This is a genomic window from Chitinophaga sp. (assembly GCF_035538455.1).
GTDB lineage: Bacteria > Bacteroidota > Bacteroidia > Chitinophagales > Chitinophagaceae > Chitinophaga.
Genome location: NZ_DATLKJ010000081.1, coordinates 1 through 10,654 on the forward strand (window position 1 = coordinate 1; position 10,654 = coordinate 10,654).

Consider the following 10,654-nt stretch of genomic DNA (forward strand, 5'->3'; position numbering starts at 1 on the left):
ACATGAAACAACTAATGTTGCTGGTGCTGCTTGCCGTTGCAGGCTCACTACACGCACAGTCGCTGGTAAGTGGAACAGTTACCGGCAAAACCAGCGGACAACCGCTGGAAGGTGTAACCATAACCATTAATCAGTCAGGTGCACAAACAGATCGCAAAGGTCATTATAGTATTCCGCTGCCACGCAAAGGCGCATATACCCTTCAGGCCAGCTACCTCGGTTATAAAACATACTCGATCACGATCACTGCCGCCAACGGCCGGCAGCAGACAGATATCGCGCTGGAAGAAACCGGCCTCTTTGTAAAACCGGTAGAAATCAGCAGCCTGCGCGCCGGCAAAAATGCGCCGTTCACCAGCAGCACCGTCACCAAAGAAGATATTAAAAAGGAAAATCTGGGCCAGGACCTCCCCATGCTGATGAACCAGCAACCCGGCGTAGTAGCCAACTCCGATGCTGGTAACGGTATCGGATATACGAATATGCGCGTGCGCGGCTCAGACATCACCCGCATCAACGTAACCGTGAATGGTATTCCCATCAACGATGCGGAATCCCAGGGTACCTTCTTTGTGAACATGCCCGACTTCGCCTCCTCCGTAAACAGCATACAGCTGCAACGCGGTGTGGGTACCTCCACCAACGGCGGCAGTGCCTTTGGCGCCACGCTCAACCTCAGCACCAACGAATTCAATGAAAAAGCCTACGGCGAAGTCAGCAGCAGCTTCGGTTCTTTCAACAGCTGGAAACATACTGTGAAAGCCGGGTCCGGCCTGATCAACAACCACTTCACCATCGATGCCCGGTTATCTAAAATATCTTCAGAGGGCTACATAGACCGCGCCACCTCCGACCTGCGCTCATTCTATACTTCAGCCGCCTACATTTCCAAAAAAACAGCCATCCGCCTCAACGTCTTCTCCGGCAAAGAGAAAACCTACCAGGCCTGGAACGGCGTCCCTAAAGATTTTCTGCTCAGCCACCGTACCTACAACTCCGCGGGCCTGATCACCTCAGATTCGGCATACAACAATGAAACCGACAACTACCAGCAGGACCACTACCAGCTGTTCTTTAACCAGGAGATCAACCCGCACCTCAACTTCAACGTAGCCATGCACCTCACACGCGGCCGCGGCTACTACGAACAATACAAAAAGAAACAGGCGCTGGCCGACTATGGCCTGCCTCCGTACGAAGCCGGCGGCGGTAAGATCGACAGCACCGACCTCGTACGCCAGCTCTGGCTCAGCAACTATTTCTATGGCGGCATCTTCTCTGTAAACCGCACCGGCCCCGTATTCAACTGGAGCCTGGGCGGCGGCTGGAACCGCTACGAAGGCGATCACTTCGGTCAGGTTATCTGGGCAAAAGCAGGCGTCAATAAAGATCACGAATATTATAGGTACCCCGCCGAAAAGAATGACTTTAACATCTACTGGAAAGGAGAATATAAGATCACTTCATCGCTGCAGTTATTTGCAGACCTGCAATACCGCAACGTGATCTACAACATGGACGGATTTGAAGCGGCCCCCGCTTACATGCCACACATGAAATACAATTTCTTTAATCCCAAGGCAGGTGTCACTTACTTCATCAATTCTGCCAGCCGCGTGTTTGCATCCATCGCAATTGGCAACAAAGAACCCAACCGCGTAGATTTTGAATCCAACTACGGCGCCGCCCAGCCTGAACATGAAACACTGCGCGACATCGAAGCCGGCTATGCATGGAGCAACAGCATCGCTTCCGTTCAGGCCAATCTATATTACATGAGCTATAAAAATCAGCTGGTACAAACTGGTATGCTGAACGATGTGGGAGCCTACGTGCGTACCAACATTCCCAAAAGCTACCGCGCCGGTATTGAAGTAAGTGGCAGCGTAAAACTTGGCGCCCGCTTCGGCATCGCCGCTAACGCGGCTTTCAGTCAGAACAAAGTGCTGGATTATAACGCCGTTACCTACGATTCCAACAGCGTAGCACACACACAAGTGTACAGCAAAACAGATATCTCCTTCTCTCCTTCTTTTGTAGGTGGGTATACCTTAACTGCCCGTCCGCTGAAAGGTCTTACTGTAGATCTTATGGGCCGGTATGTAAGTCGTCAGTACCTCGATAACACCTCCGGTAAAGAAGCAAGTCTGGACCCATACTTTACCAGCAACCTGCGTTTCAACTACCTGGTACCGCAACCGTTATTCCGCGAACTGGGCGTACAGCTGCTGCTGAACAATATATTCAACACCCTGTATGAGCCCAATGGCAGCGCCTACAGCTCCTACAACCTGAAAACGAACAAAGTGGCCTATGATACTTACTATTATCCGATGGCTGGCTTCAACTTCTTTGTTGGGCTTACGGTAGGGTTCTAAAAGGGCTCCCGCAAAGCAGTATAAGTTTAGAGCCTGCACACATCTATGTCCTTTAACTGATGTATGCTGATATTAATGAAAAACGGCGGATCATTCAGATCCGCCGTTTTTCATTAAATATTAAGATAGTCAATTGTTGATCAGTTGCTGTAATGCCTTATCCACCGCTTCAAAAGGGAAACCTTCCAGTACCATCTCCATCTGCCGGGCAATCTGCGCTGTACATAAATTGCCGATACTGCCTGCATGTGTATGCGATACTTCCTTTGCAGGAGAGAAGGTTCCTTTCTCTATATCAAGTCCTACCTGCTTGTACGCCTCGCGGAAAGGTATGCCCTTCAATACCAGGTTATTCACTACTTCCACGCTGAACAGGTACTGGTATTTTTCATCATCGAGGATATTGTCTTTGATGCGGATGTTTTCCAGCATCAGGCAACTCATATCGATGCAGTCTTTCAATGTGTGGAAAGCCGGGAAGAGGTTTTCCTTCAGCAACTGAAGATCACGGTGGTAGCCGGAAGGCAGGTTGGTGATCATCATGGCTATCTCATTGGGCAACGCCTGCAGTTTATTACCGTGTGAGCGTATCAGTTCCCATACATCAGGGTTCTTTTTGTGCGGCATAATGCTGGAACCGGTCGTCAACTCATCAGGGAAACTGACAAAGCCAAAGTTCTGGTTCATGAACAGGCAGGCATCCATAGCCATTTTGGCAATGGTAGCTGCAATGCCAGCCAGCGCAAACGCCACGATCTTTTCTGTTTTGCCCCTCCCCATCTGCGCATACACTACATTGTAATTCAATGTATCAAAGCCCAGCAATGAGGTAGTCATCTCACGGTCAAGGGGGAACGAAGAACCATAACCGGCTGCAGAGCCAAGCGGATTCTTGTTTACTACACGGTAAGCACCCTGTAACATGGTGAGATCATCCACCAGGCTCTCTGCATAAGCGCCAAACCACAACCCGAAAGAAGAAGGCATCGCGATCTGAAGATGTGTATAGCCAGGCAGCAGATGATTTTTATATTCTTCGCTTTTACGTTGCAGCAGCTCGAACAGTGTCTTCACAGATGTCACCACCGTTTCCAGCTCATGACGCAGGAATAGTTTAAGATCCACCAGTACCTGGTCGTTGCGGGAACGGCCGCTGTGTATCTTCTTCCCTACTTCTCCCAGGCGGCGTGTCAGCAACAGCTCTACCTGCGAGTGAATATCCTCCACATCATCTTCCAGCGCAAACTTTCCGTCCTGTATCTCCTGGTAGATATGCTTCAGTTCTTTCTTCAGTACAGTCAGCTCTTCCGCTTCCAGCAGGCCGATGCTTTGCAGCATAGTGATATGTGCCATAGATCCCAGCACATCGAAAGGCGCCAGGTAGGCGTCCATTTCGCGGTCTTTGCCTACGGTGAATTTTTCAACCGCATCCAGTGATGCTTTATCTTTTTGCCACAACTTCATAGCTCAATATTAAAAATCGTATTTACGAAAAATGCGTTGCTTTATATCCGGCCACTCTTCTTTCAGCATACTGAAATATACAGTGTTGCGTATCCTGCCGGTGGTCGTGATCATATGATGCCTCAGGATACCTTCTTCGGTACAGCCGATGCTGAGTATCGCGCGACGTGATTGCATGTTCAGTTCGTCAGTCTTGAACTCTATCCTGTTCAGCTCCATCACTTCAAAAGCATGCTGCAGCATCGCATACTTAATGGCCTTATTCAGTCCCGATCCCTGCAACACAGGATCTATCCAGGTATGGCCGATCTCACAACGTTTATGCACCTGCGTAATGCCCGAAAACCGGGTGCTGCCGGCAATTCGGTGTTGTTCTTTATCGTATATCACAAACGGAATACAGGTCTGCTCATTTCTCTCAGTGAGTGCTATCCGGATATATCTTTCAAGATCGCTGCGCGAAGAGATACGGTTAAGCCCCACTTCCCATAAGGATGGCTGCAATGCAATGGGCAGCAACACATCCGCATGGTCCGCCTGCAATGGTTGCAGCATCACTCGTTTGTTTTCCAGTGTCGGCAGGAAATTCATCTTACATGATCGTTTCCAGCAAATTAATATAACTATCGATACCCGCCCTGATCTCTTCGAGATAAATGTATTCGTCCGCAGTGTGCGATCTGGCGGAATCGCCGGGACCCATCTTCACAGATGTGGCCGGAATCAGCGCCTGATCGGATGTGGTGGGGGAACCATACCATGTTTTGCCGGCAGCAATACCCGCCTGTACAAACGGATGATCCAGCGGAATGAACGACGGCCGCATCCGCATGGAGCGCGGCTTCACATCACAGCTCACATTTGCGCGGATAGTCTCCAGCAACTCTTCCAGCGTATATTGATCTGTTGCGCGTACATCCACCACAAAACTGCAATCTGCAGGCACTACATTATGCGCTTTATTAGACGTGCTGATAGACGTTACGCTCATCTTCACCGGGCCTAGCGTTTCCGATACTTTCGGGAAACGATAGTTCTTAAACCACTCCAGGTCGGGTAGCGCCTTGTATAAGGCATTTTCTCCTTCCTCCCGCGCCGCATGGCCTGCCCGGCCAGTACTAACACAATCCAGCACCATCAACCCCTTTTCAGCAACAGCCAGCTGCGTCTGCGTAGGCTCCCCCACGATCGCAAAATCAATCCCCGGCAGTTTGTCCAGAATACTCTCCACACCGTTAACACCGCTGATTTCTTCTTCCGCTGTAGGTGCAACAATCAGGTTGTAAGCCAGATCAGTACGATGATAAAAATGCAGGAAAGTAGCAATCAGACTTACCAGGCAACCGCCCGCATCGTTACTACCCAAACCATACAGCTTGCCATCCACTACATCAGGACTGAAAGGATCGCGGGTATACTGCGGGTTAGGCTTTACGGTATCGTGATGGGAATTGAGGAGGATATTAGGTTTAGACGGATCATAATGCTTGTTGATCGCCCAGATATTGTTGAGATGCCGTTCATGTGATATATCCATGGCTGTCAGAAATTCACTGATCAGCTGAGCTGTGCCTTCTTCCTCACGACTGAGGGAAGGAGTGGCAATCATCTGCTTCAGCAAGGCCACGGCCACATCGTATAGTTTCTCGTTCCACATAGGTTAGCATATTAAAGTGCCCGACACCTGATCTGTTGTATTACTCAATACATCTTCCGCATGCCCTATCAGCACTTCTTTCACACCATTGCCGATAGCTCCGAACGCATTCTGCAACTTAGGCAGAATGCCGTCAGAGAGTACTTTGTCTTCCAGCAGCTGCTGGTAAATGTCTTTGTTGATGAGATTGATCACAGCGCTGTCATCAGCAGGATCACGCAGCACACCTTTCTTCTCGAAACAGTAGATCAGTCTTACCTGGTAGAAGGCAGACAATGCAATGGCCAATGACGATGCAATGGTATCTGCATTAGTGTTGAGCATTTGTCCCTTCCCGTCGTGAGTGAGCGGTGCAAAGACAGGCGTAATCCCCCCTTCCAGTAAAGATTGCAGCGGAGCTGTCTGCAACGCTTCCGGTTTTATATCTCCTACAAAACCATAATCAATTTCCTTCACAGGGCGTTTGGTAGCCGGAATGATATTGGCGTCAGCCCCGGTAAGGCCGATGGCATTACATCCCGCGGCCTGCAACTTTGCTACGAGCTGCTTGTTTACCAGTCCTCCGTACACCATTGTCACCACGTCAATGGTATCTGCATCCGTAATGCGCCTGCCATCAACATAATTTGACACAATGCCCAGCTTATCGCCGATACGCGTGGCTATTTTCCCCCCGCCATGTATCAGGATCTTTTTACCGGGAATGGCTGCAAACTTCCCGATGAAAGATTGCAGCAATTCCGGATTGTCAATAACGTTTCCGCCTACTTTTATAATAAACAGGTCTATCATCTTGATGTTTTCAGTATTTCGCTCAATACCGCCTGCGCCGCCCATACGCGGTTGCCGGCCTCCTGTATCACGATCGACTGCGGGCCGTCCAGCACTTCATCTGCAATCACCACATTCCTTCTCACAGGCAGGCAATGCATCACTTTGGCATTGGGTGCGTTTTTGAGCTTATCGTTGGTGATCATCCAGCTTTCGTCAGTGCAGGTGATCTTACCATAATCTTTATAGGAAGACCAATTCTTCACATACACAAAGTCGGCATCCTGCAAGGCTTTATCCTGGTTATATTCTATAGTAGCATTGCCGGAGAATTGCTCATCCAGCTCATAGCCTTCCGGATGTGTGATCACAAAGTCCACTTCGCCCCACGCATTCATCCACTGTGCAAAAGAGTTGGGAACAGCCTGTGGCAATGCTTTTACATGCGGCGCCCAAGTCATCACCACCTTCGGTTTGCGGCTCTGCTGCCAGTTTTCCTTGATGGTAACCGCATCTGTGAGGCTCTGCAAAGGATGCAGGGTAGCGCTTTCCAGGCTTACTACCGGTACACCGGCATATTTAATAAACTGATTGATATATTTCTCCGTGTAATCTTCTTCTTTATTCTTCAGCCCTGGAAAGGTACGGATCGCGAGTATATCGAAATACTGTCCCATTACTGCTGCGGCTTCCTTCACATGTTCGGAAGTGTTGCCGTTCATCACCACGCCATCGTTCATTTCCAGCTGCCAGCCCTCTTTATCAATATTAAACACCACGGCTTCCATTCCCAGGTTCTTTGCCGCTACCTGCGTGCTCAAACGTGTTCGCAAGCTGGGGTTCAGGAATATCATTCCCACTGTCTTGTTCTTTCCTAATTCCTGGTCCCTGAATGGATCCTTCTTGTAGTTCAGGGCAATGTCCACCAACCGCGGGACACTGGGCACATCTGCTGTAGAAATAAATTGCTTCATTAATACGGTTTTGTTATCTCCGTATTTTTTTATTTTGGTATTTAGCTATTTAATACTAAACAACAAATATTGATCTCCGCTGCATTTTAAATAGCTAAATACCAAAATAAAAAAATATCAAAATATATTTATTTTACCTCTGTTCTGAAAGCCTCTAAAAACTGGTCTGCATGCGCTTTGGTGAGTGCCAGAGATGGCAGCAGACGAATCACATTCGGTTTTGCTTCACCGGTGAATATCCTATGCTTGCCCAGTAAATTTTTTCTGACATGCACAAGCTCTTCGGGCATATCGATACCGATCATCAATCCGCGGCCTCTCACTTCTTTCACCTGATCAAACTTGCGCAGCTCTTCCATGAGGTAGTTACCCACATTGGCTGCGTTGTCTATCAGTTGCTCCTGCTGTATCACTTCCAGCACTGCCAGCGCTGCTGCGCAGGCCAGGTGGTTGCCACCGAAAGTGGTGCCCAGCATACCATAGGAAGGTTTAATGGATGGAGCAATGGTGATGGCGCCTATCGGGAATCCATTACCCATACCTTTCGCCATAGTATAGATGTCTGCATTCACGCCGGCAAAATCATGTGAATAGAACTTACCGCTACGGCCATATCCGCACTGTACAGAATCTGCAATGAACACGGCATTGTGGGCATCGCACAAAGATCTGATCTTACGCAGGAATGATTCGCTGGCTACATTGATACCGCCAACACCCTGTATGCCTTCTATGATAACAGAGGATACTTCATACTGTTTGAAAGCCGCTTCCAGTGCAGCTTCGTCTTCCCAGGGCAGGAAGGTTACGTTGTCAGTTTCATTTACAGGCGCCACAATCTTCGGATTGTCAGTAGCAGCTACCGCTAGTGAAGTACGACCGTGAAAAGATTTCTTAAATGCGAGGATCTTCTTCTTACCGTTGTGGAAAGACGCGAGTTTCAGCGCGTTCTCATTGGCCTCGGCACCGGAGTTACACAGAAACAGCTGGTAATCTTCCTTGCCGGAAACCTTGCCCAGCAGAGCTGCCAGCTCTTCCTGCAACGGCATCTTCACAGAGTTGGAATAGAAGCCTACTTTATGCAGCTGGTCTGTAAGACGCTTCACATAATGCGGATGTGTGTGACCTATAGAAATCACGGCATGACCACCATACAGATCCAGGTATTGTGTGCCCTTGTCGTCCCATACATTGGAACCGGAAGCCTTGTCTATAATAATATCGTTTACAGGATAAACGTCGAAAAGTTTCATGTTGTCGTTAGATGTTGAATGATGAAAACAATCAGAATACGATGGACTTCAGTTTAAGTCCGGCCGTTTCATCCAGTCCGCAGATCAGGTTCATGTTCTGAACAGCCTGCCCGGAAGCGCCTTTCAGCAGGTTGTCTTCTATGGAGTGGATCACGAGTTTATCATTCACTTTCTCCAGTTGTATCAGACATTTGTTGGTATTCACCACCTGTTTAAGGTCAATCTGTTTCTCGCTCACGTGTGTGAACGGATGCCCGGCATAATACGCTTTATACAGCTGTACAGCGGCATCCAGCGACAGATCACTCTGCTGGTACGACGTTACCCAGATACCTCTTGGGAAATCACCGCGCACCGGAACAAAGTTCACATCGCCGCCGTAGCCCGGCTGCAACAGCTGCAGGCTTCGTCGGATTTCCTTCAGGTGCTGATGGGTAAGCACTTTATAAGTAGATATATTATTAGCTCTCCAGGTGAAGTGAGAAGTAGCTTGCAAGCTCTGTCCGGCGCCGGTGGAACCGGTAATACCGGTGGTGTGCACTTCTTTCAGCAACCCGGCCTTTGCCAGCGGCAGCAATCCCAATTGTATACCGGTAGCAAAGCAACCCGGATTGGCAATATTCTGCGCTGTCCGGATAGTATCACGCTGCAGTTCAGGCAGCCCGTATACAAACTCCCGGCCATTAACGGATTCGCCTAAACGAAAGTCCTGGCTCAGGTCAATCACTTTCACTTGCGGCGCCACCGTATTGGCTTCCAGGAACTTCCTGGATTCGCCATGCCCAAGGCAGAGGAACATCACATCTATATCATCATTCAGTTCGCCGGCAAAGGTGAGCTCCGTCTCTCCCAGCAAATCAGCATGTACAGCATACAACGGATTGCCTGCATTACTACGGCTATGCACAAACGAAATGGTTACATCCGGGTGATTCAGCAGCAGCCTGATCATCTCGCCGCCTGTGTAGCCCGCCCCGCCTACGATTCCTGCTCTTATCCTTTTATCATTCGCCATGTTATAATGATTTAGATGGAATTTTTCACCTGGTGCCAGATCATAGTCTGGTTACCGAATATTTTGCTGAAACCTCTTACATCTTCTCCACTCCAGCCACTGTTCATTTCACCGTACTTGCCGAACTTGCTGCTCATCAGGTCGTAGGGCGACTGAATACCGGTAACCTGGAACCGATAAGGCATCAGGGTTACAAACACTTCGCCGGTAACATTTTCCTGGGTGTGTTGCAGGAAGGCTTCAATGTCGCGCATTACCGGATCCATGATCTGGCCTTCGTGCATCCAGTTACCATAGAACTGTGCCAGCTGGTCTTTCCAGGTCAGCTGCCATTTGGTGAGCACATGTTTTTCGAGTGCGTGATGTGCTTTGAGGATCACCATCGGAGCTGCAGCTTCAAAGCCTACACGGCCTTTGATACCGATGATGGTGTCTCCCACATGTATGTCGCGGCCAATGGCATAAGGGCCCGCCAGTGTCTGTAAATATTGTATAGCTTCAGACGGATGAGCAAACTGTTTGTCGTTCACACCTTTCAGCTCTCCTTTTTCAAATACAAGTTTCACCTGCTCCTCACCCTGCCTGGTAAGTTGCGTAGGCCAAGCCTCTTCAGGCAGCATACCATTGGAAGTCAGGGTTTCCTTTCCGCCTACAGATGTTCCCCAGATACCTTTGTTGATGGAGTACATCGCTTTGTCAAAGTTCATCTCTACTCCTTTGGACTGCAGGTAAGAAATCTCTTGTTCCCTGCTCAGTCTCATATCACGGATAGGGGTGATGATCTCAACACCCGGAATCATGATATGGAACACCATGTCGAAACGTACCTGGTCGTTACCCGCGCCAGTGCTGCCGTGCGCCACAGCGTCAGCGCCCACTTCCTGCACATATTCTGCAATCGCCAGCGCCTGGCTCATACGCTCTGCGCTCACACTCAACGGATAAGTATTGTTCTTCAGTACATTTCCGAAAATGAGGTATTTAATAACGCCGTCATAGTAAGAACGAATCGCGTTAACCGTCTTATGACTCTTAACGCCCAGGTTATAAGCTCGTCGCTCGATTTCCTGCAATTCTTCATCAGAAAAACCGCCGGTGTTCACAATCACCGAATGCACTTCATATCCTTTTTCTTCGGTCAG

At 49.1% G+C, this 10,654-nt stretch carries 9 protein-coding genes; 1 reads left to right on the forward strand and 8 read right to left on the reverse strand.

Annotation, left to right across the window (positions count from 1 at the left end):
• The coding region (locus VM802_RS09135) for a TonB-dependent receptor (RefSeq protein WP_325529531.1) at window positions 1-2,378 on the forward strand (2,378 nt) is incomplete at its 5' end.
• Window positions 2,379-2,507: 129 nt separating this feature from the next.
• Here VM802_RS09135 and argH read toward each other — a convergent pair.
• The 8 genes from argH to VM802_RS09175 form a co-directional block, all read right to left on the reverse strand.
• Window positions 2,508-3,842: an argininosuccinate lyase gene (argH, locus tag VM802_RS09140; RefSeq protein ID WP_325529533.1), complete on the reverse strand. Its 1,335-nt coding sequence runs from the start codon at window positions 3,840-3,842 to the stop codon at window positions 2,508-2,510.
• A gap of 9 nt (window positions 3,843-3,851) precedes the next feature.
• Entirely contained in the window at window positions 3,852-4,433 is a 582-nt protein-coding gene (locus VM802_RS09145; RefSeq protein ID WP_325529535.1) for a GNAT family N-acetyltransferase, read from the reverse strand.
• Window position 4,434: 1 nt separating this feature from the next.
• Window positions 4,435-5,499, reverse strand: a complete 1,065-nt coding sequence (locus VM802_RS09150; RefSeq protein WP_325529537.1) for a M20 family metallo-hydrolase — start codon at window positions 5,497-5,499, stop codon at window positions 4,435-4,437.
• A gap of 3 nt (window positions 5,500-5,502) precedes the next feature.
• Complete coding sequence (gene argB / locus VM802_RS09155) at window positions 5,503-6,291, reverse strand: acetylglutamate kinase (protein ID WP_325529539.1); 789 nt, start codon at window positions 6,289-6,291, stop codon at window positions 5,503-5,505.
• The gene (locus VM802_RS09160; RefSeq protein WP_325529541.1) at window positions 6,288-7,244 is read right to left on the reverse strand and encodes an N-acetylornithine carbamoyltransferase; all 957 of its coding nucleotides are present in this window, start codon (window positions 7,242-7,244) and stop codon (window positions 6,288-6,290) included. Before VM802_RS09160 ends, argB begins: the two co-directional genes overlap by 4 nt.
• A gap of 128 nt (window positions 7,245-7,372) precedes the next feature.
• Window positions 7,373-8,497, reverse strand: a complete 1,125-nt coding sequence (locus tag VM802_RS09165; RefSeq protein ID WP_325529543.1) for an aspartate aminotransferase family protein — start codon at window positions 8,495-8,497, stop codon at window positions 7,373-7,375.
• Window positions 8,498-8,528: 31 nt separating this feature from the next.
• Window positions 8,529-9,512: an N-acetyl-gamma-glutamyl-phosphate reductase gene (gene argC, locus VM802_RS09170; protein ID WP_325529545.1), complete on the reverse strand. Its 984-nt coding sequence runs from the start codon at window positions 9,510-9,512 to the stop codon at window positions 8,529-8,531.
• Between the two features lie 11 nt (window positions 9,513-9,523).
• A partial coding sequence (locus VM802_RS09175) for an argininosuccinate synthase (protein WP_325529547.1) occupies window positions 9,524-10,654 on the reverse strand: 1,131 nt, incomplete at its 5' end.